The sequence below is a fragment of the Mesorhizobium sp. B2-6-1 genome (genome assembly GCF_006440475.1).
Lineage (GTDB): Bacteria > Pseudomonadota > Alphaproteobacteria > Rhizobiales > Rhizobiaceae > Mesorhizobium.
This window is the reverse complement of the sequence record NZ_VFUH01000001.1, coordinates 131,108-153,145: the sequence shown is the minus strand read 5'-3', so window position 1 is coordinate 153,145 and position 22,038 is coordinate 131,108. Positions and strand designations below refer to the sequence as shown.

Annotated in this window: 29 protein-coding genes; 7 read left to right on the top strand and 22 right to left on the bottom strand. The window is 64.6% G+C overall.

The window, feature by feature from the left end:
• Positions 1-40 precede the first annotated feature (40 nt).
• The 4 genes from FJ443_RS00805 to gcvA all read right to left on the bottom strand — a co-directional run bounded on the left by FJ443_RS00805 (position 41) and on the right by gcvA (position 4,303).
• Complete coding sequence (locus tag FJ443_RS00805; RefSeq protein WP_140491348.1) at positions 41-865, bottom strand: carbohydrate ABC transporter permease; 825 nt, start codon at positions 863-865, stop codon at positions 41-43.
• 11 nt (positions 866-876) lie between these two features.
• Positions 877-1,749, bottom strand: coding sequence for a sugar ABC transporter permease (locus FJ443_RS00800; RefSeq protein WP_140491346.1), 873 nt, complete (start codon positions 1,747-1,749; stop codon positions 877-879).
• A 125-nt stretch (positions 1,750-1,874) separates the two neighbouring features.
• Positions 1,875-3,185, bottom strand: a complete 1,311-nt coding sequence (locus FJ443_RS00795; protein ID WP_140491344.1) for a sugar ABC transporter substrate-binding protein — start codon at positions 3,183-3,185, stop codon at positions 1,875-1,877.
• Positions 3,186-3,397: 212 nt separating this feature from the next.
• The gene (gene gcvA / locus FJ443_RS00790) at positions 3,398-4,303 is read right to left on the bottom strand and encodes a transcriptional regulator GcvA (RefSeq protein ID WP_140662386.1); all 906 of its coding nucleotides are present in this window, start codon (positions 4,301-4,303) and stop codon (positions 3,398-3,400) included.
• A 110-nt stretch (positions 4,304-4,413) separates the two neighbouring features.
• On the opposite strand from gcvA, the gene FJ443_RS31405 reads away from it, so the two are divergent.
• A complete protein-coding gene (locus FJ443_RS31405) occupies positions 4,414-4,599 on the top strand; it encodes a hypothetical protein (protein WP_140493424.1) in 186 nt (61 codons plus the stop codon).
• 47 nt (positions 4,600-4,646) lie between these two features.
• Here FJ443_RS31405 and FJ443_RS00780 read toward each other — a convergent pair whose 3' ends face one another.
• The gene (locus FJ443_RS00780) at positions 4,647-5,606 is read right to left on the bottom strand and encodes a sugar-binding transcriptional regulator (protein ID WP_140491340.1); all 960 of its coding nucleotides are present in this window, start codon (positions 5,604-5,606) and stop codon (positions 4,647-4,649) included.
• Between the two features lie 255 nt (positions 5,607-5,861).
• On the opposite strand from FJ443_RS00780, the gene FJ443_RS00775 reads away from it, so the two are divergent.
• The gene (locus FJ443_RS00775) at positions 5,862-6,494 is read left to right on the top strand and encodes an HAD family phosphatase (protein ID WP_140491338.1); all 633 of its coding nucleotides are present in this window, start codon (positions 5,862-5,864) and stop codon (positions 6,492-6,494) included.
• A 3-nt stretch (positions 6,495-6,497) separates the two neighbouring features.
• Here FJ443_RS00775 and FJ443_RS00770 read toward each other — a convergent pair whose 3' ends face one another.
• The 9 genes from FJ443_RS00770 to ureC form a co-directional block, all read right to left on the bottom strand.
• The gene (locus tag FJ443_RS00770) at positions 6,498-7,265 is read right to left on the bottom strand and encodes a class II aldolase and adducin N-terminal domain-containing protein (protein WP_140491336.1); all 768 of its coding nucleotides are present in this window, start codon (positions 7,263-7,265) and stop codon (positions 6,498-6,500) included.
• 77 nt (positions 7,266-7,342) lie between these two features.
• Positions 7,343-7,984 carry an urease accessory protein UreG gene (ureG, locus tag FJ443_RS00765; protein WP_140514378.1) on the bottom strand — a complete coding sequence of 214 codons (642 nt, stop codon included), beginning with the start codon at positions 7,982-7,984 and terminating at the stop codon, positions 7,343-7,345.
• The gene (locus FJ443_RS00760; protein ID WP_140662384.1) at positions 7,981-8,421 is read right to left on the bottom strand and encodes a DUF3995 domain-containing protein; all 441 of its coding nucleotides are present in this window, start codon (positions 8,419-8,421) and stop codon (positions 7,981-7,983) included. Before FJ443_RS00760 ends, ureG begins: the two co-directional genes overlap by 4 nt.
• Positions 8,418-9,107: an urease accessory protein UreF gene (locus FJ443_RS00755; RefSeq protein ID WP_181175062.1), complete on the bottom strand. Its 690-nt coding sequence runs from the start codon at positions 9,105-9,107 to the stop codon at positions 8,418-8,420. Before FJ443_RS00755 ends, FJ443_RS00760 begins: the two co-directional genes overlap by 4 nt.
• Positions 9,082-9,672 (bottom strand): urease accessory protein UreE, encoded by a 591-nt coding sequence (locus FJ443_RS00750; RefSeq protein WP_140662382.1) that lies wholly within the window; start codon positions 9,670-9,672, stop codon positions 9,082-9,084. The genes FJ443_RS00755 and FJ443_RS00750 overlap by 26 nt, the downstream gene beginning before the upstream one ends.
• Entirely contained in the window at positions 9,669-10,274 is a 606-nt protein-coding gene (locus tag FJ443_RS00745) for a glutathione S-transferase family protein (RefSeq protein ID WP_140554598.1), read from the bottom strand. Before FJ443_RS00745 ends, FJ443_RS00750 begins: the two co-directional genes overlap by 4 nt.
• A gap of 45 nt (positions 10,275-10,319) precedes the next feature.
• Positions 10,320-10,913, bottom strand: coding sequence for a hypothetical protein (locus FJ443_RS00740; protein ID WP_140514387.1), 594 nt, complete (start codon positions 10,911-10,913; stop codon positions 10,320-10,322).
• A 50-nt stretch (positions 10,914-10,963) separates the two neighbouring features.
• Positions 10,964-11,452 (bottom strand): DUF29 domain-containing protein, encoded by a 489-nt coding sequence (locus FJ443_RS00735; RefSeq protein ID WP_140491324.1) that lies wholly within the window; start codon positions 11,450-11,452, stop codon positions 10,964-10,966.
• 126 nt (positions 11,453-11,578) lie between these two features.
• On the bottom strand, positions 11,579-13,294 hold the full coding sequence (gene ureC / locus FJ443_RS00730; protein WP_181175061.1) for an urease subunit alpha: 1,716 nt from the start codon (positions 13,292-13,294) through the stop codon (positions 11,579-11,581).
• A 164-nt stretch (positions 13,295-13,458) separates the two neighbouring features.
• On the opposite strand from ureC, the gene FJ443_RS00725 reads away from it, so the two are divergent.
• Positions 13,459-13,824 carry a hypothetical protein gene (locus FJ443_RS00725; protein WP_140662378.1) on the top strand — a complete coding sequence of 122 codons (366 nt, stop codon included), beginning with the start codon at positions 13,459-13,461 and terminating at the stop codon, positions 13,822-13,824.
• A gap of 132 nt (positions 13,825-13,956) precedes the next feature.
• Positions 13,957-14,445, top strand: a complete 489-nt coding sequence (locus FJ443_RS00720; protein WP_140514393.1) for a hypothetical protein — start codon at positions 13,957-13,959, stop codon at positions 14,443-14,445.
• 80 nt (positions 14,446-14,525) lie between these two features.
• On the opposite strand, the gene FJ443_RS00715 is transcribed toward FJ443_RS00720, so the two are convergent.
• The 5 genes from FJ443_RS00715 to FJ443_RS00695 are packed head-to-tail and all read right to left on the bottom strand — an operon-like array spanning position 14,526 to position 16,921.
• Positions 14,526-14,831, bottom strand: a complete 306-nt coding sequence (locus tag FJ443_RS00715) for an urease subunit beta (protein WP_140491317.1) — start codon at positions 14,829-14,831, stop codon at positions 14,526-14,528.
• A 6-nt stretch (positions 14,832-14,837) separates the two neighbouring features.
• Positions 14,838-15,431, bottom strand: a complete 594-nt coding sequence (locus FJ443_RS00710) for a HupE/UreJ family protein (RefSeq protein WP_140582890.1) — start codon at positions 15,429-15,431, stop codon at positions 14,838-14,840.
• A 51-nt stretch (positions 15,432-15,482) separates the two neighbouring features.
• Positions 15,483-15,737 (bottom strand): DUF1272 domain-containing protein, encoded by a 255-nt coding sequence (locus FJ443_RS00705; protein WP_140491313.1) that lies wholly within the window; start codon positions 15,735-15,737, stop codon positions 15,483-15,485.
• 10 nt (positions 15,738-15,747) lie between these two features.
• A complete protein-coding gene (locus tag FJ443_RS00700) occupies positions 15,748-16,050 on the bottom strand; it encodes an urease subunit gamma (protein ID WP_140491311.1) in 303 nt (100 codons plus the stop codon).
• A 28-nt stretch (positions 16,051-16,078) separates the two neighbouring features.
• Positions 16,079-16,921, bottom strand: coding sequence for an urease accessory protein UreD (locus FJ443_RS00695; RefSeq protein ID WP_140655347.1), 843 nt, complete (start codon positions 16,919-16,921; stop codon positions 16,079-16,081).
• A 202-nt stretch (positions 16,922-17,123) separates the two neighbouring features.
• Between FJ443_RS00695 and FJ443_RS00690 the strand changes: the two genes are divergently transcribed.
• From FJ443_RS00690 to FJ443_RS00680, 3 genes are all read left to right on the top strand, one after another.
• The gene (locus FJ443_RS00690; RefSeq protein ID WP_140491308.1) at positions 17,124-17,378 is read left to right on the top strand and encodes an acyl carrier protein; all 255 of its coding nucleotides are present in this window, start codon (positions 17,124-17,126) and stop codon (positions 17,376-17,378) included.
• Positions 17,379-17,382: 4 nt separating this feature from the next.
• Complete coding sequence (locus FJ443_RS00685; RefSeq protein ID WP_140655350.1) at positions 17,383-18,591, top strand: beta-ketoacyl-[acyl-carrier-protein] synthase family protein; 1,209 nt, start codon at positions 17,383-17,385, stop codon at positions 18,589-18,591.
• A 192-nt stretch (positions 18,592-18,783) separates the two neighbouring features.
• Entirely contained in the window at positions 18,784-19,488 is a 705-nt protein-coding gene (locus FJ443_RS00680) for a glutathione binding-like protein (RefSeq protein WP_140514401.1), read from the top strand.
• A 56-nt stretch (positions 19,489-19,544) separates the two neighbouring features.
• Here FJ443_RS00680 and FJ443_RS00675 read toward each other — a convergent pair whose 3' ends face one another.
• From FJ443_RS00675 to FJ443_RS00665, 3 genes are all read right to left on the bottom strand, one after another.
• Positions 19,545-19,862 carry a hypothetical protein gene (locus FJ443_RS00675; RefSeq protein WP_140559001.1) on the bottom strand — a complete coding sequence of 106 codons (318 nt, stop codon included), beginning with the start codon at positions 19,860-19,862 and terminating at the stop codon, positions 19,545-19,547.
• A 94-nt stretch (positions 19,863-19,956) separates the two neighbouring features.
• Positions 19,957-20,568 (bottom strand): nucleoside triphosphate hydrolase, encoded by a 612-nt coding sequence (locus tag FJ443_RS00670; RefSeq protein ID WP_140491298.1) that lies wholly within the window; start codon positions 20,566-20,568, stop codon positions 19,957-19,959.
• Between the two features lie 127 nt (positions 20,569-20,695).
• A complete protein-coding gene (locus FJ443_RS00665) occupies positions 20,696-21,817 on the bottom strand; it encodes a hypothetical protein (protein ID WP_140662376.1) in 1,122 nt (373 codons plus the stop codon).
• Between the last annotated feature and the right edge of the window lie 221 nt (positions 21,818-22,038).

Below are 22,038 nucleotides of genomic sequence, written 5' to 3'. Positions count from 1 at the left end.
TCCGCCGCCTGGCGCACGCTGCTACTTCACGGCGCCGCCCCTACTTCACCGCACCGAAGGTCAGGCCGCGCACCAGTTGCTTCTGGCTGAACCAGCCCATGATCAGGATCGGCGCGATCGCCAGCGTCGAGGCGGCCGAGAGCTTCGCCCAGAACAGGCCTTGCGGGCTGGAGAAGGAGCTGATGAAGGCGGTCAAGGGTGCTGCTTCCGTCGTGGTCAGCCGGATCGTCCAGAACGCTTCGTTCCAGGCCAGGATGATGTTGAGCAGCATGGTCGAGGCGATGCCCGGCACCGCCATGGGTGTGAGCACATAGATGATCTCGTTCCACAGCGAGGCGCCGTCCATGCGCGCCGCTTCCAGGATCTCGCCGGGGATTTCGCGGAAATAGGTGTAGAGCATCCACACCACGATCGGCAGGTTGATCAGCATCAGCATCACCATCAGGCCGATGCGGCTGTCGAGCAGGCCGGTGTCGCGGAAGATCAGGTAGATCGGAAACAGCACGGCCACGGCCGGCATCATCTTGGTGGACAGCATCCACATCAAAATGTCCTTGGTCCGCTTGGTCGGCGAGAACGCCATCGACCAGGCCGCCGGAATGGCGACCAGCAGGGCCAGGATGGTCGAGCCGACCGAGAGCAGCACCGAGTTCAGGAAGAACTTGAAATAGCCGTTCTGCGCCTGGACCTCGGAATAGCTCTCGAAGGTCCCGGACGGGATCAGGTTGAAGCCCTGGATCGCCTCCTGTTCCGACTTGAACGAGGTGATGATCGTGTAGAGGATCGGGAAGAAGATCAGCAAGGCGACGATCCAGGCGGCAGCCGTCGCGATCGTCTTGTGCCGGGTTGTGACTGCGCGTGCCATCTTTTCCTCCCTTATCTGTCCAGGTTCTTGCCGACGGCGCGCATGGCGAAGAAGGCGACGATGTTGGCGAGAATGACCGCGATGATGCCGCCGGCGGAGGCCTGGCCGATTTTGAATTCGAGCAGCGCCTTCTGGTAGACCAGGAAGGGCAGGTTGGTGGAGGCGTATCCCGGGCCGCCATTGGTGGTGACGAGGATCTCGGCATAGACCGAAAGCAGGAAGATCGTCTGGATCAGGATGACGACGGTGATCGCGCGCGACATGTGCGGCAGCGTCAGGTAGATGAAGCGGCTGATGAAGCCGGCGCCGTCCATCTCGGCGGCTTCCTTCTGCTCGCCGTCCAGCGACTGAAGCGAAGTCAAAAGAATGAGCGTCGCGAAAGGCAGCCACTGCCAGGCGACGATGATGATGATGGCGGTCAGCGGATATTGTCCGAACCAGTCTATGGGCTGGAGGCCGAAGAACCGCGCTATGTCGGCGAAGACGCCGTATTGCGGATGCATGATCATGTTCTTCCAGACCAGTGCCGCCACCGGCGGCATGACGAAGAACGGCGAGATGACGAGGATGCGCACGATGCCCTGGCCCCACATCGGCTGGTCGATCAAAAGCGCCAGCAGGATGCCTCCGACCACGGTGATCACAAGCACGCTGACGACGATCAGCAGCGTGTTCAGGATCGATTGCAGGAAGGCCGGGTTGGAATAGAACAACGCGTAATTGGAGAAGCCGACGAAGCCGTCGCGGATCGGATTGAGCGGATTGTACTGCTGGAAGGAGAACCAGAGCGTGAGCGCCAGCGGAACGACCATCCAGACGAGCAGCAGGACGACGGATGGCGCCATCATGAAACGGGCAAGCGAACGGGTCTGCTGAGTAGCCATGACGGTCACCCTTCAAGGATCGGACGGAATTTTCTCGAGCTGTCGGGAAGTGGCCGCCCGAACTGGGTTTCGGGCGGCCGTTGCCGGCCATGGTCGGCGACCGGCCTTAGGCACCGGGAGGAGCCTTACTGGATGTAGCCGCCCTCGGTCATCGCCGCGGTTGCGGCGTCCTGGGCCTGCTTCAGCGCGTCGTCGACGCTCGACTGGCCGGCAAGGGCTGCCGAGAACAGCTGGCCGACGGTGGTGCCGAGGCCCTGGAATTCGGGGATGGCGACGAACTGCACGCCGACATAGGGCACCGGCTTGACGGTCGGATGCGTCGGGTCGGCGGCATTGATGGAGTCCAGCGTCATCTTGGCGAACGGAGCCGCCTTCTGGTACTCTGGATTGGCATAGAGCGAGGAGCGCGTTCCCGGCGGAACGTTGGCCCAGCCTTCCTTCGAGGCGACCAGTTCTGCATAGTGCTTGCTGGTTGCCCATGACACGAACTTCTCGGCGGCATCGGCCTTCTGCGTGCCGGCGGGAATGGCCAGCGACCACGCCCACAGCCAGTTGCCGCGCTTGCCGAGCCCATTGTCAGGCGCCAGTGCGTAACCGACCTTGTCGGCGACCTGCGAGGCCTTGGGATCGGAGACGAAGGAGGCGGCGACGGTGGCGTCGATCCACATGCCGCACTTGCCCTGCTGGAACAGCGCCAAATTCTCGTTGAAGCCGTTGGAAGACGCGCCCTCCGGCCCGTCGGCCTTCATCAGGTCGACATAGAACTGCAAGGTGTTCTTCCATTCGGGCTGGTCGAATTGCGGCTTCCAGTTCTCGTCGAACCAGCGCGCGCCGAAGGAGTTCGACATGGCGGTCAGGAAGGCCATGTTCTCGCCCCAGCCGGCCTTGCCGCGCAGGCAAACGCCGTTCACGCCATTGGCGCGGTCGGTCATCTTGTCGGCGGCCTGCTTGATGAAGTCCCAGGTCGGCGCGTCGGGCATCTTCAGCCCTGCCTTCTCCATCAGGTCCTTGCGGTACATGACGAAGGAGCTTTCGCCGTAGAAGGGCGCGGCATAGAGCTTGCCGTCGACCGAGAGGCCGCCGGCGATCGCCGGGATGATGTCCTTGGCGTCGTAGTCGTCGCCGAGCTTGTCGAGCGGCAACAGCCAGCTCTGCTTGGCCCAGATCGGGACCTCGTAGGTGCCGATGGTCATCACGTCATATTGGCCGCCCTTGGTGGCGATGTCGGTGGTCACGCGCTCGCGCAGCACGTTCTCTTCCAGCGTCACCCAGTTGAGCTGGATGTCGGGGTTCGCCTTGGTGAAGTCGTCGGTCAGCTTCTGCATGCGGACCATATCGCCATTGTTGACGGTGGCGATGGTGATGGATTCGGCATGTGCCGCGAACGCGAGCGCGCTGGCCGAGCACAAGCCCAGGATGAGCGTACGAAGTTTCATCAAATTCCTCCCATGGACCAAGATGAGCATTTGCCTTGGCTGTGAGCAATTACTCACTAAGAATGAATTATGTCAAGCCAGATTCGATGGTGCAGCGCACACTCGATGGAGGAGCGCCGACCTGGCGCGTTGCAAATGGCCGTCCCGCAGGCGCGGACCGGGCGACAACGGCGATCTGGATGGAGCGCGGTTTTGATCCTGGAGTTAGCCGGTCAGCAGGCGATCTCGGCCAGGATCCAGTCGCGGAAAGCGCGGATCTTCGGCACGTTGCGGCGCGCCTCCGGATAGACCAGCCAGTAGGCGTGGCCGTCGTCGCCGACCAGGTCGAAGGGCTGGATCAGGCGGCCGTCGGCGAGTTCCGCCTTGAACAGCGCCCTGGTCAGGATCGCCACGCCATGGCCTGCGATGGCCGCATTGGCCTCATAAGCCTGCGCGCCCATGCTGCTGCCGGGGCGCTTGGCAAGGTCATGGCTTTGCACTCCCGCGGCCTCGAACCATTGCGTCCACCAGATGTCGCCGGGATCAAGGATCGGCAGCTTGAGCAGATCGGCCGGTTCCTTGACGCCGCCGATGCTCGCGGCGAGCTTGGGGCTGAGCATCGGCGTGAAATCGGCGTCGAGCAGCTTGTAGGCCTCCAGTCCCGGCCATTTGCCGCCGCCCGAGCGGATGGCAAGGTCGACATCCTCGCGGGCGAAATCGGTCAGGCGGCTGGATGTGTCGAGCCGCACGGCAAGGGCGGGATGCGCGATCTGGAACGAACCCAGATGATGCGCCAGCCAGTTGGAGGCAAAGGTCAGCACCGTGGTGACGCACAGCAGACCGTCCGCCCCGCCGCGGGCCGCCGCATAGGCCTGCCCGAGTAAGGCGAAGGCTTCGCTGACCGCCGGCGCCAGGCGCTGTCCGGCTTCGGTGAGTTCGATCTGCCGCGGCCGGCGCAGGAAAAGCGGCGCGCCGACCCGCTCCTCCAGCACTTTGATCTGATAGCTGACCGCTGCCTGCGTCATCGCCAGTTCCTCGGCCGCTTTGGTGAAGGACAGATGCCGCGCCACCGCTTCGAACACCCGGATCGCCTGCAGCGGCGGAAGCTGCGCAACCTGTCGCGAGCTGAGATCCGGCATAAAGCCTCCTTATGGGTCCTTATCGACGTTCGATTGGCAAAGGCGGCCGGCAAGACCGACATTCATCCTCAGCCCGTCACTCGGGTTGAAGATAGCGAAGGTTGACGATCATGACCATGGCGCAGCAAAAATGCACTCCCGCTCCGGATCATCGCTGGATTTCATGGCTTGCGGACGGATTCGGCTGGTTCGCGACCAGGAAAAAGGCGCATCTCGACATCAGGGACCTGTCGCCGCACCTGCAGCGGGACCTTGGCTTCCTCGACGGCAACGATCCTTTCGGACGGCATGGATAGCCCGCCCGGATTTTATCGCAAATCGATGTTGCCTCGAGGCTTTTGGCTCACCCGCTCGCCAGCAGGGCGGCGGCGGTTCGTTCGTCGGTGATGAGGCCGTTGACCAGCCGGCGGTTCACGGCCGCCAGGATGCCCGGCAGCTTGCGTTCACCCATGGCGAGCGCGATGACCAGCGACTTCTCGCGTGACGGCAGGGCCGCCGACGACACCCGGTCGTTGGTGATGCCCTCGATCATGCGGCCGTCGCGATCGAACACCCAGCCGACAATTTCGGCGACGCCGCCGGCCTTCTGTAGCGCCTTCAGCTCGGCGTCGGAGATGAAGCCGTCCTCATAGAGCGGCGCCTTCGGGCCGAGGTCGCCGATGCCGACGAAGGTGACGTCGGCCTCCGCGGCCAGCGCCAGCGTCGGCTGGATCATCGGCTGGCTGAGCAGCATCTCGCGCTCCTGCGGCGAGGAGGCGATGACCGGCAACGGCATCGGGAACGACCGCGCCTTGACCCTGTCGGCCATGGTGAAGATGACGTTGTAGAAAGCGGCCGAACCGTCCGGCGAGATATTGCCGGTCAGGGACACCACCTTGTGCTGCGGGCACTCCATCGGCGGCAGTTGCTCGATCGCCGCCTTCAGCGTACGGCCGGTGCCGATCGCCAGCACGATCGGCGCCGGCGATCTCAGCCGCCTCTCGATTTCCGCTGCCGCCGCCTCGGCGATGCCGATCGTCGTCGACGACGAGGTCGGGTCGCTCGGCACCACCTCGACCAGGTCGAGCGCGAAGCGCGACTTCAGGCGGGCGGCGAGGTCGAGGCAGTTGGCGATCGGATGGTCGACGCGCACCTTGATCAGGCCTTCCGACACTGCCAGCGACACCAGCCGCTGTGCAGTCTGCCGCGAGATGCCGAGCGTGGCGGCGATCTGGTCCTGCGTGTTGCCGGCGACGTAATAAAGCCAGCCCGCGCGCGCGGCATCGTCCAACCTGTTGCTGCCGCCCTCCTGCCGGTTGTTCACGTCCTGCCTCCCGAAACCGCCGGTCATGGAACCGGTCGCGCCTACTTTCGCAGGGAACCGCGCGCTGCGCAATTGTCAAATCGCCAGGGCAATTGCTTGCGCATGCGGGCGTGGGATCGGCCGGATCATCGTCGGCCTGGGGATTCCACGGCAGGCAAAAGGAGGATTTCCGTTCCGACAGGTGGCACGTTCTGCCGTCCGGATGGTTTATCTCGCGGGGTAAACCCTTTAAGGGAACGCCAAAAGGAGCGTTGCATGACACCGAAAGCGGTTTTCTGGGACATGGACGGCACGCTGGTCGACAGCGAACCGCTGCACGAAGCAGCCCTGGTGGCGGCGATGCGCAATGTCGGCCTTCAGCCTCCGCCCGACCTGCATGAGCGCGTTCTCGGGGTCGCTGCCTGGCCGGTCTACCTGATGATGCGCGACGAGTTCGGCCTGGATCTGCCCTTCGACGAGTGGATCGTCCATAAATACGAGCATTATCTGCCGCTTGTCACGACATTGAAGCCGCGCCCCGGTGCGATCGAGATCTTCAACGAATTGCGCGCACTTGGCGTGCAGCAGGCCGTGGTCTCGAATTCCGACCGCATGATCGTCGACGCCAATCTGCACATGGTCGGCCTGATCTATCCAGGCATGAAGACCATCAGCCGCAACGACGTGCGCGAAGGCAAGCCGCAAGCCGAGCCGTTCCTGCGCGCCGCCTATCTGGCCGATGTCGATCCCGCGAACGCGGTGGCGGTCGACGACAGCTGGCCGGGCGCCATGGCGGGGCTGGCGGCAGGCATGAAGACGATCTTCTGGCCGGAAAAACCGATGGACGGCCCGCCCGGTGCGGTGGTCATCAACAGCGCCGAGGAATTGCGGGCTGAACTGGGGCTTTAAACCTCAGTTCCGATAGACCGGCTCCTGCTCGTCGAGGATCGCCTTCAGTTCGCTGAGATGCCGCTCGGCCTGGCCGGGATAGTCGTCCATTTCGCGTGCCGCCTTCTCGGCGATGGCGTCGGAAAGCGTGCGCAGCGGCCGCCCGGTCCACAGCGCCTTGATGTAGGTCTCGGCGGCGCGTTCGAAATAGAACATGCGATTGAAGGCGTCGGCCACCGTGTCGCCGATGACCAGCACGCCGTGATTGCCCATCACCATTACCTTGACCTTGGGGTCGGTCAGGAGCTGCGAGCAGCGCTCGCCCTCTTCCTCGAAGGCCAGACCGCCATAATGGGCGTCGACCACATGGCGGTTGAAGAACATCGCCGAATTCTGGTCGATCGGCGGCAGCCTCGAATCGGCGAGCGAGGCCAGCACGGTGGCGTGGATGGAATGCACATGCATGACGCAGCGCGCATGGCGGACGTTGCGGTGGATGGCGCCGTGCAGGCCCCACGCCGTCGGGTCGGGCGCATTCGGGCCGGACAGCGTCTCGGGATCGTTGGCGTCGATCATCAAAAGGTCGCTCGCCTTGATGCGCGAGAAGTGCACCTGATTGGGGTTCATCAGGAATTTTGTGCCGTCCTCGTTGACCGCCAGCGAGAAATGGTTGGCCACCGCCTCGTGCATGTTGAGCCGCGCCGTCCAGCGGAAGGCGCAGGCAAGATCGACGCGCTCCTCGTAGAAGGGCAGGTTGGTCAGCGGTTCCTTTTGCAGGCGGGCGATGCTCATCGAAAAATCCTCCGGGTTTTAGGAACAATGCCGTGCCCTGCTTGTGCCCGCAACCGGTTTCGGTTGGTGCAGCCGGCTCACGCCGCCGTGTTTGCGGCGGCCCCGACCTTCAAGCCGCCATGCTCGACGATGAAATCGATCACCTCCCGCAACCCCTTGCCGCGCGACAGGTCGGTGAAGCCAAACGGCCGTTTGCCGCGCATGCGGGCGGCGTCGCTCTCCATCACGTCGAGATTGACGTTCACATAGGGCGCCAGGTCGCTCTTGTTGATGATCAGGAAATCGGAACGGGTGATCGCCGGACCGCCTTTCCGCGGGATCTCCTCGCCCTGGCAGACGGAGATGACATAGAGCGTGAGGTCGGCGAGATCCGGCGAGAAGGTGGCGGCAAGGTTGTCGCCGCCGGATTCGATGAAGATGATGTCGAGATCGGGGAATTTGCGGTTGAGCTCCGCGATCGCCTGCAGATTGATCGAGGCGTCCTCGCGGATGGCGGTATGCGGGCAGCCGCCGGTCTCGACGCCGACGATGCGCTCCTCCGGCAGCGCCTGCAGCCGCGCCAGCATCATGGCGTCTTCCCTTGTGTAGATGTCGTTGGTGACGACGGCGATGGAGAATTCCTCACGCAGCGCCTTGCACAGTTTCTCGGTGAGCGTCGTCTTGCCCGAACCGACGGGGCCGCCAATGCCGATGCGAAGAGGACCGTTGGGCTGCGTCATGTCGGGAACTCCGTGATGGCGAGAACTGCGAAGCCGAGCCCGATCAGCAGGCACAGCGGCGAATAAAGGCTCCTATCGAGCCGCGCGAAAGGCTGTTCCGGTGCCAGCCGGCGCCACCGGGGCGTGAAGCCGGCAATGCCGCGTCCGAGAAACACCAGCCCGATCAGCAGCGCGGTGGCGGCGAGGCCTTCCCTGGGAAAGGGCGAGGCAAACACACCCTCCAGAGCCATCGGCCAGAGCGTTGCCAGCGCCAGGCAGGCGGCGACGGCAAAGCAGGCGAACGGCGCCGGCAGCTCGTCGACGCCGCGAAAGCCGACGACCGCATGCGCGCAGGACGCCGCATCCTTGCCCGGCCATATCCCGCCAATGCCCCAATAGACGTGCAACGCGGTGATCACCAGCAGGACGAATGAGAGGACGAAGGCAAGGACGATCATGAGCGGAACAATCGCGAATACTGGGTTTCGTGCTGCATCGCCACGATATCAGAGACAAAGGCGCAACCGCCGAGATCGTCCAATGTCGAGCGGGATGCGCGGGCGGCGGTCGCAAGGGCCAGCGGCTCGAAGCCGGCGAGCAAACTGGTCGCGCCGCTTTGTCCGATGACGCCCAGCCGGATCGCGGCCTGGACGAGATTGGAGAAGAAGGCCTGCAGGAAGGCGGACAGCGCGTCCTGAAGCGCGATACCATTGCCGCCGGCAACAGCGCCGACGGCGACGCAGTACGCACAATCGGCGCGCAAGCGCTCCAGCACGGGAGTGGGCCAGGCGGCGGCCGCTTTGAGGAAAGCCGCACCTTGCAGCATGGTCTCGGCATGGCGTTCGCGCGACCCGGCCAACGCCTCGGCCAGTGCGGCGACTTCGGCCGGATCGCCGCCTTCGCGGGCTTTGCGCCAGCTCTCGGCGAACAGCACGGCATCGTTCCAGGCGGAGCCCATCTCGACCAGCGTTTCAAGCCATGCGGCGAGGCCCGCCGCATCGGTCACCAGCCCATCATGCACGGCGCGCTCGAGACCATGGCTGTAGGAAAAGCCGCCGACCGGAAAGACCGGCGACAGCCACGCCATCAATCGCAGCAGGGCGACCCCGGATGGCTGGTCAGTCATGGTGATCATGATGATCATCGTGATGATCGTGATGATCGTGATGGTCGTGCGAATGCGAATGGCTGTGCGAATGCGCTTCGGCGTGGCTGTGGGCGTGCGCATGGCCGTGGTCATGGCCGCCGGAATAGGCGCCCCGCACCGGTTTGAACGGTTCGGAAACCTCGCTCACCGTGGCCCCGAGCCCCTCCAGCATCGCCTTGATGACATGATCGCGCAGGATGAGGATGCGCCCGGCCTCGATGCTCGCCGCGAGATGGCGGTTGCCGATATGCCAGGCAAGCTCGGCCAGATGCACGGCGTCGCGGGCGCGGATGTCATAGACCTCCTCCGGCGACGCGAAGATCTCGACATGTCGGCCATCTTCCAGCACCAGCCGGTCGCCGTCGGCGAGCGCGACGGGCTCCGGCAGGTCGACCAGCACCTTGCTGCCGTCGGACAATTCGATCGCCCGGCGGCGCAGATGCCGCTCGTCATGGGCAAGAACGGCACGACCGGATGGCGCCGTGGTGCCGGCATTGCCGGAGGTCAGCACCGAGATGGCGCGCGGGAACTTCGTGAAGTCGTTGTTGAGGTTGAGCTTCATTTCATGGCTCCGCCATTGGCTTGCGCCCGGGCACGGGCAGGGCGTGAAAGCACGCGGTCGAAATAGGCGTTGACGCGTTCGGATTCTATTGGAAAGCGGCCGGCTCTGGCCCAGCCGCCCATGTCGCCGAGCAGCACGTCGACAGCCGAGAACCGGTCGCCGAGCGCGAAAGGCTTGTCGCCAAGCCGGCGGTCCAGCGCCTTGACCTCGGAGGCGAAATCGTAGGCGACCGCGGGGCCGACATCGACCCGGACCTCTCTGGGCAGCAGGAAACGGTGGCGCAATTTGTTCCACAATGGCGCTTCCAGCTCGGACTGGGCGAAATGCATCCAGGAATCCATTTCGGCGCGGCCGGCGAGGCCGGGACTGGCGCCCATGCCCTTATCCGCGTGCTTATCGGCGAGATAGACGCAGATCGCCGCCGAATCCGTCAGCGTCAGCTCGCCGTCGATCAGGATCGGCACCTTGCCCGAGGGATTGAGCGCATAGGCTTCGGGCGAGCGCAGGGGAATTTCGACGAATTCATAGGCCTGCCCGAGTTCTTCGAGCATCCACAGAACACGGCTAACCCGGGATCCACGCGATCCGACGGCCTTGTACATGATTGAACCCTGCCTTTCCCGGTCAGCCTAGAGCATCCGCGGCCGTCATACGATCGTGTCGAACAGCCGCAGGATGAACGATACCTGGTAAATCAGCGCCGCCGCGACGAAGGCGATGTGAAACCGGCGGTCGCGCACCAGGATCGCGGCGATGCACAGCGCGACGAAGACCGGCGTGCGGAACAGATATTCGTTGCCGAAGCGGGCGAAATGCTCCGGCCCCTTCAGCAGCGTGTCGATCACGTCGAGCACGTAGGTCGCGGCCAGCAGGCCGAAGAACCAGGCGCGGCGCGAATAGAAGAAATCCTCATAGCTGGTGTAGTCGAGCATCGAATCCGGAAACAGCAGCGCGCAGAGCAGGAACAGGGTGATGGCGTAGAAGATGATGAACAGGTACTTGCCGAAGGTCCATGTTTCGATGGCGTAGAGGCCGAACTCCCACCACCAGAAATGCACCAGCATCAACAGCACCGAAGCGACCCAGGCCAGATGCACCGCATAGAGCCGGTACTGGCCGGGATGCTGGACGATGCGCGCCACCCCCGACAACAGGCGCGCGACGCCGAGCCCGATCACCATGCCCAGGACGATGCGGATATGCGGGAAGATGTCGTGGGGCGAAGCTATTTCGGTGGCCATGCCGAATGCTCGCCAGGTGATGGAACGTCCGTCAACACACCACTATCAGTCTATTCGCGCATAAGGTTGTCTGAAGACCACGGTGATCCTGGGAAATAATCATCGTCCAAGATTTCCTTGATCCCATAGGGGCAATGGACAGGGAAATCCCGATCTCTCAGGCCTGTTTCGTCCAATGCCTTTAATCTTGCTATCTTGAACTCTCGATCGAGCACCTGCGCAGGATATTTTTTGAGGCTCGGACTTTCATCAAGCAGGCCCTCAATCCGAAGCCGTTGCTCCCGAATTGTCAGCAACCAGCCCGTTTTGCGCTGCTCAGACTGAAACTCCCATTTCAGCAAGTGAAGGACCAAAGTGCCAAGCCTGCTCGCAATTTCCCTTTTGTCGCTCCGCCCCAAGCTCTCGATCTCCTCGGCAACATTCTCACGATCGAGGTCGGAAAGACGACCTTCGCGCAGCAACGCGCCCTGCTCGGCGCACCACTGAGCATAGTCGGCCTCGTAGGGCGTCAATTGCTGTTTGCGAAATATCTTGTTCATTGAGGAGATATTGCTCCCAAAGTGCACAATTTCCAAGTCCGCGGAGAACGAGTGGGCCCATTCGGGCAGTCGGCACAACCCACTCACCGCCGCATTTAACGAGGGCAATGGCTCGCGGCGATCTTATCAAAACAGAAAATATCGCTGGGCCATCGGCAGCACCGTCGCTGGTTCGCAGGTCAAGAGTTCGCCGTCGGCACGAACCTCGTAAGTCTCGGGATCGACTTCGATATGCGGCGTGGCGTCGTTGAGCACCATGGAGTGCTTGCCGATGCCGCCACGCGTGTTTTCGACCGCGGCGAACTGCTTGTCGACGCCGAGCCGGCCGTGCAGACCGGACTCCAGTGCCGCCTTCGAGACGAAGGTTACCGACGAGTTGGTGCGCGCCTTGCCATAGGCGCCGAACATCGGCCGATAGTGCATCGGCTGCGGCGTCGGGATCGAGGCGTTGGGGTCGCCCATCGGCGCCGCCGCGATCATGCCGCCGATCAGTACCATATCAGGCTTGACGCCGAAGAAGGCCGGGTTCCACAGCACCAGGTCGGCGCGTTTGCCGACAGCGACCGAGCCGATGTCCCTGGACAATCCATGCGCGATGGCAGGGTTGATCGTGTATTTCGCGATATAGCGGCGGACGCGGAAATTGTCGTTGTTGCCGGTCTCCTGCGGCAGCGAACCGCGCTGGCGCTTCATCTTGTCGGCGGTCTGCCAGGTCCGGATCGCCACTTCGCCGACGCGGCCCATCGCTTGTGAATCCGAGGAGATGATCGAGAAGGCACCGATGTCGTGCAGAATGTCCTCCGCCGCGATGGTCTCCTTGCGGATGCGGCTTTCGGCGAAGGCGATGTCTTCCGGGATCGACGGCGACAGATGATGGCAGACCATCAGCATGTCGAGATGCTCGGCCAGCGTGTTGACCGTGTAGGGCCGCGTCGGGTTGGTCGAGGACGGGATGACGTTGGGCAGGCCGCAGACCTTGATGATGTCGGGCGCATGCCCGCCGCCCGCGCCTTCGGTGTGGAAGGCGTGGATGGTGCGGCCCTTGATCGCCGCCACCGTGTTCTCGACGAAGCCGCTCTCGTTGAGCGTGTCGGTGTGGATCATCACCTGAACGTCATGGTCGTCGGCGACCGACAGGCAGCAGTCGATCGCGGCCGGCGTCGTGCCCCAGTCCTCGTGCAGCTTCAGCGAGCAGGCGCCGCCCAGCACCATCTCCTCGAGCGCCGCGGGCAGGGAAGCGTTGCCCTTGCCCGACAGGCCGATATTCATCGGGAACGCATCGAAGGACTGGATCATGCGCGCCATGTGCCATGGCCCGGGCGTGCAGGTGGTGGCGAGCGTTCCGTGCGCCGGGCCGGTGCCGCCGCCGAGCATCGTGGTGATGCCCGACATCAGCGCTTCCTCGATCTGCTGCGGACAGATGAAATGGATATGCGCGTCGAAGCCGCCCGCGGTAAGGATCTTGCCTTCGCCGGCGATGATCTCGGTGCCGGGGCCGATGATGATGGTGACGCCATCCTGTGTGTCCGGGTTGCCGGCCTTGCCGATTGCCGCGATGCGGCCCTCCCTGAGGCCGATATCGGCCTTGAAGATGCCGGCGCTGGCGTCGATCACCAGCGCATTGGTGATGACGGTGTCGACCGCTCCTCCAGCGCGGGAGACCTGGCTCTGGCCCATGCCGTCGCGGATGACCTTGCCGCCGCCGAATTTCACCTCCTCGCCATGAATGGTGAAATCCCTCTCGACCTCGACGAAGAGTTCGGTATCGGCAAGCCTCACCCTGTCGCCGACCGTCGGCCCGTACATCTGCGCATAGGCGGCGCGGGTTATTCTGGCCATCAGTGATTGCTCCCGAATTGCGGTGCTGGTGAAACCGGGCTGCACATTGCTGCCATCCAATGGTCACGCAATGACCCGCTGGTCGACACCTTCTGATCCCATTTGGCGGTTGAGGTTGGAGGGTCACCCCAAAACGACCGTTTGCCAAATCGATGGAAGGAAAATCCATGCGCAAAACGATAGTTCTCGCCGCTGCCGCCACCCTGATGCTGGCGGGTGCCGCCAGTGCCCAGCAGCAGCCCGCTCCGGCAGCGCCGGCCGCGCCCGCCCCCGGCGGGCAGCAGGCCGCGCCGACGATCCAGAGCGTCAACATCGTCGACATCACCGAACTGCCGAAGGACACGCAGACGCAGGTCAACCAGGTGATCGCCCAGCGCGGCGATGCCGGCCTGCAGAAGCTGCGCAGCTCGATCGATGCCACGCCCAAGGTCAAATCCGCCCTCGAGGCCAAGGGAATGACCTCGGCGCAGGTGGTCGCGGCCAGCATGGAGCCCAACGGCGCCCTGACCCTGATCACCAAGAAGGCGAGCTGACGGCGCGCCTGCGCGGCGGGCCGTCGTCCGGTCCGCCCGCGCTATCTGGAAGGGAACCTTGGCCGGGCAGGAGCCGTTTCGTTTCATCGGCGCTGAACGGCGCCGCGAAACGAACCCGTCCAGGAGCGAGCGATGGCGACCAACCCCGGCAAGAGACGGCTCTATGCCTTCGCCTCCATGGCATTCCTGGCGGCGGGCAGCCCCGGAGCCTCCCTTCACGCACAAGGGCTCGAAAGCCCCGAGACCGTCAACCGGATCATCGGCTCGGACGTCAAGCAGGAAGAAACCAGGAGCGATGCCGAAGCGGGCAAAGTTGCCAGGGCGATCGACCGGACACGTGAAAACATCGGCACGGTGCGCAAGACATCCAAGCTCGACAAGGTCGATATCGTGTTCCTGACCGATGCCGCGCGCACCGAAGGCGGTCCGCCGCCGGCGATCGAGACCAAGGTTAAGCAGCATCAGGACGACATTGCGGAGCTGCGCAAGGAGATCGAGGCCAACGCGCTGCTGTTCAACGCCATCGACTCGCGACGCGTGCTTGCGCAGGACGTTCTCGCCGTGGAATTCGACGACCCCGGAAAGATCGTCATCTATGCGGCGGCCAAGCCGTCCGATTGAGCCGAGGGCACAACTCGCTTTCGTACTCGCCCGAAAGCCCTTTGCCCTCTTTGCACGCCGCGCATGAGACGCCCTCGGCCTCACAGCCTGCCCATCACCTTCTGCTGAAAGCCATAGACCTCGCGCTTGCCGCCCAGCGGCACCAGCGTGACGTCGCGCTCCTGTCCGGGCTCGAAGCGCATGGCGGTGCCGGCGGCGATGTCGAGGCGCATGCCGCGCGCCTGTTCGCGGTCGAATTTCAAGCCCTCATTGGTCTCGAAGAAATGATAGTGGCTGCCGACCTGGATCGGCCGGTCGCCGCTGTTGGCCACTTTGAGCGTAACCGTCGGCAGGCCTTTGTTCAGGTCGATGTCGCCGTCGGCGGGAATGATTTCACCTGGGATCATCGTTCGTCACACGGCGCCGAAGACGAGGCCGAGCCCTATCGCCGTGCAGGCGGCACCCGCGGCCCGCACGAGCACGCGAAATCGCCTGCCGAGGCCAAGCCCGGCGGCGATGCCGACGGCGTGCAGCAGCGTCGTGGCGACGGCAAAGCCGGCCATATATTCAAGCCCTGCGGCATTTTCCGGCACTTCGGTGCCATGGGCGTGGCCATGAAACAGCGCGTACGCGCCGATGATGGCGACGCCGGCCGTGACAGGAAGATCGACGGCCAGCGCCACGAACAATCCGAGCGCCACCACCGACGCCAGTATGCCCGGCTCGACGAAGGGCAGCGGCACATGCAGCATGCCGAGCGCGCCGCCGGCCAGCATGACGCCGACGAACGCGGCCGGCCATGCCCACACAGCCTCGCCGCCTTTCTGTGCCGCCCACAGGCCGACCGCGACCATTACCGTGATGTGGTCGAGGCCGGAGAGCGGATGCATGAAGCCGGCCGCGAAGGAGGAGGTCGTGCCGGCCCCGACATGGGCATAAGCGGGCATGGCGGCTGCCATGAGCAGAATCGCCGAGAGGGCTGTGCGTTTCATCTGTGCTGAGATCATCGGTGCGTCTTTCCTATCAGGATCGTCTGGCCTATCAGGGTCGTCTGGCGTTCACGCGGCCTCGCGCGGGCCACAACCCTCAGCCTTGAGGATGCGCGTGGTCGAAGCGGGATATTTCTTCAGCATTGCCGCCGGACGGATCGGCCGTGCCGAAAAATTGCCGCCGCAATTGGGGCAGACGCCGCCGAGCACGTCTTCGACGCAATCGGCGCAGAAGGTGCATTCGAAGGTGCAGATTAGCGCATCCGTCGCCTCCGGCGGCAGGTCCTTGTCGCAGCATTCGCAGTTCGGGCGCAGCTCAAGCATATCTGTCTCCTCACCGTATCGGCTCATGCACGGTCACCAGCTTGGTGCCGTCGGGGAATGTCGCCTCCACCTGCACGTCATGGATCATCTCGGCGATGCCTTCCATCACCTGCGCGCGGCTGACGACGTGGGCGCCGGCTTCCATCAGCTCGGCGACGGGACGGCCGTCGCGGGCGCCTTCGACGACGAAGTCGGTGATCAGCGCGATTGCCTCCGGATGATTGAGCCTGACGCCGCGCTCCAGACGCTTGCGCGCCACGACCGCCGCCATGGCTATCAGCAGCTTGTCCTTTTCCCTCGGCGTCAGGTTCATGCGTTTCCCTGAAATGATGCGGACACGATCACAGTGACCATATTTTGGGCAGCCCCGCCTTTCCGTTGAGCAAGCCGACGAGCGGAACCAGATGCTGGCGCAGCCGGTAGCCGTCGCCGGCATACAGCCTCGCAAGAAGCTTGCCAGATTCCTGCACGCTCCAGGTGCTGGCGCCGCCCTGGCCGCCGATGATCTCCCGAACCGGATCGAGAAGCGCTTCCGCCCGCGGCGAGATCAATAGCACCGTCGCCATGGCGACGGCGCCGCCGGCAATCGGTGGGCGCGCCAGGGTCGCGGCGATGTCGGGCCCGATGCGGAAATCCTCGGCATGGATGAGAGCCCCGCCCCGGCGGACGCGCCAGCGGTCGTGAAAGCCGCCCTGGACCGCGCGTTCGCCCATCGCCGTCCGGCCGAAGACGGTGGCTTCCAGCACCAGCGCCTCGGCGCCGGCGGCAAGATCAAGGTCGAGCGTGCGGGCAAAGGCCGATCGGTCGAAAACGATGGTCTCCTGCGGCAGCCAGGCGACGCGGCCGTTTTCGCCGACCGTTAGCCGGACGCTGACTTCGGCCCGGTCGGAAGCGGCGCGATAGATTTTCTCGCAGGCCTGCGTCGTTATCGTGGCGCTGGCATGCGCGCCGACGTCGATCTCCCAGCCGAGGCGGTCGCCTCCGGTCAGCCCGCCCGCGGTGTTGATCAGCACGGCTTCCAGCGGGCCGCCGGAAACGGCCGGCATCCTTATCTTGGCGGAACCGTCCTGATAGAGGCGGCGCAGCCGCGTGCGGCCGTCTTGACTGGCGCAGGCGAGCTGCGCCAGTCCGGCCGCCCGCTGCGCCGGCGGGGCCGAAAATCCGGTATGTTCGATCGTATCCACGCCGTCAGGTTAAGCACCGCGGCGGTTTTGTCGATATATAGCTTGTTGCTTGATGGCGTTTCCGTTTCTATAGAGGGAGCCACCTTGGTACGCTCATGCGACGCCTGGCGGGGGTCCAAGGCGACGGTCGCGGCCTGATATCGAGGACAAAAAGGCGCTGTTCAGTTGGCGTCGGGAAACGACAAAGTGGGGAAGAAACCGAATGGCTGACCAACTGGCGACCGAAATCATCGAAAAGATCAAGGCTCATGCCGAGCCGGGCGGCGAGGAGATCACCACCAGCACCGAATTGACGGCGCTCGGCATCCATTCGCTGGAACTGACCGAGATCATCTTCGATCTCGAGGAGCAGTATGGCATCGAGATCGAGATGAACACGGTCGATGCCTGGAGCAACCTGAAGAATGTTGGCGACATGGTCGAGGCCGTTCGCGCGCTGATCGCGAAAAAAGCCTGACCGGATGCACAAGCGCGTCGTCATTACCGGCATCGGCGGTTTGTGCGGGCTTGGCACCGACGTGCCGGCGATCTGGACCGAGATGCGCGCCGGCCGCTCGGCGATCGGCCCCATCGATAACCCGTTCCTGCACGATTTGAAGGTCAAGATCGGCTGCGAGATCAAGGCGCTGCCCGACCATGGCATAGAGCGCAAGCAGCTGGTGTCGATGGACCGTTTCAGCCTGTTGGCGGTGATTGCCGCCCGCGAAGCCTTACAGCAGTCCGGCTTGGCCCCCCATGCGGACAATACCTACCGCATGGGCGCCGTTATCGGCATCGGCGTCTGCGGCTTCGAGACGGTCGAGGAGAACTACCGCGCCATCCTGATCGAGGGCAAGAATCGCGCCGGCATCTTCACGGTGCCGAAGGTCATGCCGGGCGCCGCCGCCGGCCAGGTCAGCATGCATCTTGGCCTGCGTGGACCGGTGTTCGGCGTCACTTCGGCCTGCTCGTCGGCCAACCATGCCATCGCATCGGCGGTCGACCAGATCAGGCTCGGCCGCGCCGACGTCATGGTCGCCGGCGGCACCGAGGCACCGCTGGTCTGGGGCGTGCTGAAGGGGTGGGAGGCGCTGCGCGTGCTGTCGCCCGATACCTGCCGGCCGTTTTCGGCCGATCGTCAGGGTCTGGTGCTCGGCGAAGGCGCCGGCATGGCGGTTCTGGAAAGCTACGATCACGCGGTGGCGCGCGGCGCAAACATCCTCGCCGAAATCGTCGGCGCCGGCCTCTCGGCCGATGCCTCCGACATCGTTGCGCCGACCATAGAAGGGCCGGAAGCGGCGATGCGCTTCTGCCTGGCGGACGCCGGGTTGAATCCCGAGGACATCGATTACCTCAATGCGCACGGCACCGGCACCAAGGCCAATGACCAGATCGAGACCGCCGCGATCAAGCGCGTCTTCGGCGAGCACGCGCGCTCGCTTTCCGTCTCGTCGACCAAGTCGATGCATGCCCATTGCCTTGGCGCCTCGGGCGGGCTGGAGATGATCGCCTGCGTGATGGCGATTCGCGAGGGCGTGGTGCCGCCCACGGCGAATTTCCGCGAGGCCGACCCCGATTGCGATCTCGACGTGACGCCGAACGTCGCGCGCGAGCGTAAGGTGCGCGCCGCCATCAGCAACGGCTTCGCCTTCGGCGGCACCAATGCGGTGCTGGCGTTCAAGGCGATCTAATCCCGGCGATCATGCACTGCTCGGCAGGTCAATCTGCCGGCTCCCGATGCCGGCATCATTCGATTTGTTGACTGTGCGTGCACGGCCAAACGTCTGCCGCCGCATTGATCATCCCTGGGCCTGCGCCTAATTCTTTGCCGACCTCACCCAGACCGCGCCGCGCGGTGCGAAATCCCCGCCCAGGAGTTCTCGATGGCCGACCTGTCCGCCTATCCAATCACCGCCCGCTGGCCGGCCAGGCACCCGGACCGGATCCAGCTCTATTCGGCGACGACCCCGAATGGGGTGAAGATATCGATCGCCCTCGAAGAGATCGGCCTGGCCTACGAGCCGCACTATGTGGACATCGGCAAAAACGAAAGCTGGACGCCGGAATTCCTGTCGCTCAATCCCAACGGCAAGATACCGGCGATCATCGATCCGAACGGTCCCGACGGCAAGCCGATCGGCCTGTTCGAGTCCGGCGCCATCCTGCTCTACCTCGCCGACAAGACCGGCCTGCTCGTCCCGGCGGACGCGGCGCGGCGCTACGAGACGATCCAGTGGGTGTTCTTCCAGATGGCGGCCGTCGGCCCGATCTTCGGCCAGGTCGGCTTTTTCCACAAATTCGCCGGCCGCGAGATCGCCGACAAGCGGCCGCTGGAACGCTACCGCGATGAATCGCGCCGCCTGCTCGGCGTTCTCGACGGCAGGCTGAAGGGCCGCCGATGGATCATGGACAATGACTACACCATCGCCGACATCTCGCTCATCGGCTGGGTGCGCAATCTGATCGGCTTCTATGAAGCGCGCGACCTCGTCGGCTTCGATGATTTCGCGCATGTGGCGGCATGGCTGGAGCGCGGCCTGGCTCGGCCGGCGGTGCAGAAGGGCCTGACAATCCCGGCAAAGGGCTGAAGCGGCCCGGCCGCCCTGGGGCGCGGGATATCGTAGCCTTGGCCGACTCGGCTGGGCTATTTCGCCTTGGCTTTCGGGCCGCCCTTGCCCATCACGGAAGCCGCCAGCGAAGCGGCGCCGCGTGCCGTCGCCACCACCGCGCCGGCTGCAACGCTCGCCACGGTGCGGACGGCGCCGGATTTCTCTGGCGCCGGCTTGCGCGCGCTGGCCGGCTTTGCGGCCGCGGCCGCGACCTTCCGAGGCGCGGCCTTGCCGAAGCTGGGCTTTGCGTCCTTCGAACGTTCGGCGATCGCCGGACCAGCGCCGGCTTTCGCCTGCGTCGTCTTCGTCGTCCTGGTCTTGGCGGTCGCGGGTTTTCTTGCCTTGGTTGCCATTGCAAAATCCCCTTACGCAGGACAATCGGTTCCCGGCCATAACGGTGCGAAACCCCTTAAGGTTCCCGTCGAAAAATACCGACAATTAAGCAGGTTAACCAATCACCAGGTCGGCCGCCCGGCGCCGCGCCAGCACGCGTTCGATGTTGGGCATGTCGTTGGAGGCGATCCAGGCGCGCGCATCCTCCTCGGAGCGGCCATGTTCGTGCCAGCGCTCCATCAGCCGGCGCTCGAGCTCGTTGCGCGGCACCTCGACGAAGATCGAGAAATCGAACAGCGGCGCCAGCCGCGACCACGGCTCCTCGTCGAGCAGCAGGTAATTGCCCTCGACCAGGATGAATTTGGTCTCCGCGCCGATGATCGCCGCCGCCGCGCGCGACAGTTCCATGCCGCGGTCGAACACCGGGATGGCGATGTCGGGCTCGCCGGCCCGGATGCGCTTCAGAAGCGTCTCGAAGCCGCCGAAGTCGAACGTATCCGGCGCGCCCTTTCGCGCGCGCAGCCCGCGCTGGTTGAGAACGACGTCGTCATAGTGGAAGCCGTCCATCGGCACGACCTCGACGGCGCCTTCCGGCAGCAGATCGTGCAGGCTGGCCGACAATGTCGACTTGCCGGCCCCCGGCGGACCGGCGATGGCGACGATGAAGCGCTTTGCCTTGCCGGCGCGCTTGAAGATGGTGGCGGCGAGATGGGCGATTTCGGACATGGCGGCCTCGCTTGCCCCTGATGGTTGGCGCGACCGTTATTCTGGCGGCACTCGGCGGAAATTTCAAACCGGCATTTTGGGTAAGGGGCCGTGTCAAATGTCAAAAGCCGACGTTCGAAGCATCCACTCAACCAGCCGCGGCCTGCCCGATGCGCAGGAAATCGCTGTCGAACGGCACCTCCCGCGCCGAGCCTCCGCCCAGGAGCCGCATGCGGCCGTCCGCCGTGGTGACCTCCTGCGGCGGCTCGCCGCCCGACAGCGGCAGGGCGCCGATGACATGGCGGAAGGAGACGCTGGGGCCTTCGCCGAGCGCGAACGCCGTCGCCACGCCTTCGCGCGTCAGCCAGTTGTCGCCGATCGAGGCGGCATGGCCTATCGCCGTGCGCCCGTCCTCGATGCCGAGCACGCCGAGATGCCGGCCGCTCCACGGCGCGTAGTCGCGGCCGCCATTGCTGAACCACAGCATGGTGACCGGCAGCTCGGCCGGGTTCTTCAGCACCAGAACCAAATCGTCCTCGGCCCGGCGCGCGAGGGCCGTCCAGCCCGGCCCGCCATGGTCGGCCTCGACCAGCGTGACAAAATCCTCGCGCCGGTCGTCCATGCGGTAATCCGTCAGGTCGAGCGTGCCGCCGCCGGCGGCGGGAAAATGGCCGAGATCGCTGGTGCGCCCGGGATAGGCGAGCAGGAAGCGGCCGCGCTTGGGATCGGGCTCCAGCGGATCGGCGGGCGAGGCCGCGAAGCGTTTTGGCGAAAAGGCGAGCCGGCCGCCATCCGTCATTGCCGTCATCGGATGATGGGCGACGGAGATCGCGCCGTGGCCGCCGGAAAACACATGTTCCTGATAGAGGAAGGCATGGCCGTCGCGCAGCGTCAGGATCTTGTCGACGGTCGCGCCCATGACCTTGCGGCGCAGCCGGAAAACGGCTCGCCAGCCGCCGTCCAAGGCGCTGCTCTGGGTGACATCCCAGGCGCTGTTGGCCGACCAGCCATGCAGCGGTGCTTCCTCGACGTCGCTGCGCGAAAACGGCGCGCACAGGAAATCGCCGGACAGTCGCACCGTGCCCTCGGGCAGGTCGGCCGGCAGCGTGTCGCGTGGCGCGCCGACCCAGGGTGCGCGGTGCAGCGGCCGCAATTGGCGCCCGCCGTCCTCGACCACCCCGCCATCCTCGACCACCATGTCGGCGATATGGCCGACCGTGGTGTCCAGCGAAACCGAAATGCCGCGTGCCTTGAGGGTGACCGTATCCATTGCGCTCTCATCGAATCCCGAAGGCGCAACAAGAACCGTTCGCCACCGGTTGCGCAAGCGTCGCGACCGGCATTTTGCATCACCTTGGAACGCAAGCTTGCGAAAGCAGACAAAGCTGGGGCTACCGCTATTAACCAAATGGACGCAGCTGGCGGGTTACGTTAGCTTCGCCGCATCTCAGCAACAGCCTAGCCAGAACAGACCTGTCCTTGTCCCCCTTG

Coding starts and splice junctions, on each gene's coding strand:
- FJ443_RS00750 (WP_140662382.1), bottom strand. CDS start 9,672: ATGAAGCTCAACCTCAACAACGACTTCACGAAGTTCCCGCGCGCCATC.
- FJ443_RS00700 (WP_140491311.1), bottom strand. CDS start 16,050: ATGAACCTGACGCCGAGGGAAAAGGACAAGCTGCTGATAGCCATGGCG.
- FJ443_RS00800 (WP_140491346.1), bottom strand. CDS start 1,749: ATGGCTACTCAGCAGACCCGTTCGCTTGCCCGTTTCATGATGGCGCCA.
- FJ443_RS00675 (WP_140559001.1), bottom strand. CDS start 19,862: ATGGCAACCAAGGCAAGAAAACCCGCGACCGCCAAGACCAGGACGACG.
- FJ443_RS00705 (WP_140491313.1), bottom strand. CDS start 15,737: ATGCTTGAGCTGCGCCCGAACTGCGAATGCTGCGACAAGGACCTGCCG.
- FJ443_RS00795 (WP_140491344.1), bottom strand. CDS start 3,185: ATGAAACTTCGTACGCTCATCCTGGGCTTGTGCTCGGCCAGCGCGCTC.
- FJ443_RS00760 (WP_140662384.1), bottom strand. CDS start 8,421: ATGATCGTCCTTGCCTTCGTCCTCTCATTCGTCCTGCTGGTGATCACC.
- FJ443_RS00775 (WP_140491338.1), top strand. CDS start 5,862: ATGACACCGAAAGCGGTTTTCTGGGACATGGACGGCACGCTGGTCGAC.
- FJ443_RS00745 (WP_140554598.1), bottom strand. CDS start 10,274: ATGTACAAGGCCGTCGGATCGCGTGGATCCCGGGTTAGCCGTGTTCTG.
- FJ443_RS00690 (WP_140491308.1), top strand. CDS start 17,124: ATGGCTGACCAACTGGCGACCGAAATCATCGAAAAGATCAAGGCTCAT.
- FJ443_RS00770 (WP_140491336.1), bottom strand. CDS start 7,265: ATGAGCATCGCCCGCCTGCAAAAGGAACCGCTGACCAACCTGCCCTTC.
- FJ443_RS00805 (WP_140491348.1), bottom strand. CDS start 865: ATGGCACGCGCAGTCACAACCCGGCACAAGACGATCGCGACGGCTGCC.
- FJ443_RS00685 (WP_140655350.1), top strand. CDS start 17,383: ATGCACAAGCGCGTCGTCATTACCGGCATCGGCGGTTTGTGCGGGCTT.
- FJ443_RS00670 (WP_140491298.1), bottom strand. CDS start 20,568: ATGTCCGAAATCGCCCATCTCGCCGCCACCATCTTCAAGCGCGCCGGC.
- FJ443_RS00720 (WP_140514393.1), top strand. CDS start 13,957: ATGGCGACCAACCCCGGCAAGAGACGGCTCTATGCCTTCGCCTCCATG.
- ureG (WP_140514378.1), bottom strand. CDS start 7,984: ATGACGCAGCCCAACGGTCCTCTTCGCATCGGCATTGGCGGCCCCGTC.
- FJ443_RS00665 (WP_140662376.1), bottom strand. CDS start 21,817: ATGGATACGGTCACCCTCAAGGCACGCGGCATTTCGGTTTCGCTGGAC.
- FJ443_RS00715 (WP_140491317.1), bottom strand. CDS start 14,831: ATGATCCCAGGTGAAATCATTCCCGCCGACGGCGACATCGACCTGAAC.
- FJ443_RS00740 (WP_140514387.1), bottom strand. CDS start 10,913: ATGGCCACCGAAATAGCTTCGCCCCACGACATCTTCCCGCATATCCGC.
- FJ443_RS00710 (WP_140582890.1), bottom strand. CDS start 15,431: ATGATCTCAGCACAGATGAAACGCACAGCCCTCTCGGCGATTCTGCTC.
- FJ443_RS00725 (WP_140662378.1), top strand. CDS start 13,459: ATGCGCAAAACGATAGTTCTCGCCGCTGCCGCCACCCTGATGCTGGCG.
- FJ443_RS00755 (WP_181175062.1), bottom strand. CDS start 9,107: ATGATCATCATGATCACCATGACTGACCAGCCATCCGGGGTCGCCCTG.
- FJ443_RS00735 (WP_140491324.1), bottom strand. CDS start 11,452: ATGAACAAGATATTTCGCAAACAGCAATTGACGCCCTACGAGGCCGAC.
- FJ443_RS00680 (WP_140514401.1), top strand. CDS start 18,784: ATGGCCGACCTGTCCGCCTATCCAATCACCGCCCGCTGGCCGGCCAGG.
- gcvA (WP_140662386.1), bottom strand. CDS start 4,303: ATGCCGGATCTCAGCTCGCGACAGGTTGCGCAGCTTCCGCCGCTGCAG.
- FJ443_RS31405 (WP_140493424.1), top strand. CDS start 4,414: ATGACCATGGCGCAGCAAAAATGCACTCCCGCTCCGGATCATCGCTGG.